This is a genomic window from Vibrio sp. S12_S33 (genome assembly GCF_963889785.1).
GTDB lineage: Bacteria > Pseudomonadota > Gammaproteobacteria > Enterobacterales > Vibrionaceae > Vibrio > Vibrio aestuarianus.
This window is the reverse complement of record NZ_CAWPQZ010000179.1, coordinates 1-907: the sequence shown is the minus strand read 5'-3', so window position 1 is coordinate 907 and position 907 is coordinate 1. Positions and strand designations below refer to the sequence as shown.

The 907-nt window shown below is 38.4% G+C and carries 1 protein-coding gene; it reads right to left on the bottom strand.

Annotated elements, in window-relative coordinates; all coding sequences use genetic code 11:
• Positions 1-4: 4 nt before the first annotated feature.
• A complete protein-coding gene (locus AACW06_RS19735) occupies positions 5-673 on the bottom strand; it encodes a class I SAM-dependent methyltransferase (protein WP_192076357.1) in 669 nt (222 codons plus the stop codon).
• Positions 674-907: the final 234 nt, after the last annotated feature.

Here is a 907-nt window from a genome sequence, read left to right as displayed (position 1 = left end):
GGCGTTAAATGCTTTCAGATGTACGCGAAAATCTGAGTATGTGACCTTTAAATTTTTGCTCTAAATAATCGGTATTGTCTGGTCTTATGTGATCACTCGTAAATCCATATTCACTCATTTTCGCACTAAGTTTATTTTTCCGACCTCGGTCTGGGTCAACAATAATAATATCGCATGTCGGATTAGCATGAGTTTGAATGAACTGAGCCAACAATGAGGTGTGTTGGTCTTCATATAAAAGGTCGCTACCAATGATTAAATCAAAAAGGCCGAGTTGACTGTTTGCATCTGCCCAGTCGACACGTTCGAAAGCAATTTTTTTCCGATTATTAAGTTGAGTGTTTCTGTTTAGGAATGTTTCAACTTCAGGGTGATAATCCGTGGCGGTGATGTTTGCCATTTGCTCATTCAGAAGTAGGCTTGATAATCCAATGCCGCAACCGACTTCAAGAATTCGTTTGTTATTGGTATCTAAATTAAGAACATGGTGTGCTAGAACTAAACTGGATGGCCAAACTACCCCGAAAATTGGCCATGAAGCAGAAGAGATGCCTAAGTTTTGTGCCGTGTTTTTAGGGTCGTTAAACTGTTGTTTATCACGTAAAGTACATAGATGTATATCATTGTTTCCAATGACAATAGTTTGGTAACGGATGCGAAGTGTAGTTGTCATAATGGTTCTTGGTTAGGTAGCAAAGCTAAGCCAAATACTAATAATCCATAGATGACAAAACAAAAAGTGTGATAAAGGTTAAAGCAATTTGAGTTTAGTGCAAGGCATTTAACAAACAATTTAAGAGGGATTCCCAACGCTTGGCATTTTTTCTTCTACTTCAATTTTAGTGTTTACGGTACAATGCTTTAAGTTGGGCGGTAGCGTTGCTCACCCCTTAATTGGGCGTTATGT

Excerpts from the sequence above, each read along its gene's own strand:
- AACW06_RS19735 (WP_192076357.1), bottom strand. The coding sequence starts at position 673 with ATGACAACTACACTTCGCATCCGTTACCAAACTATTGTCATTGGAAAC.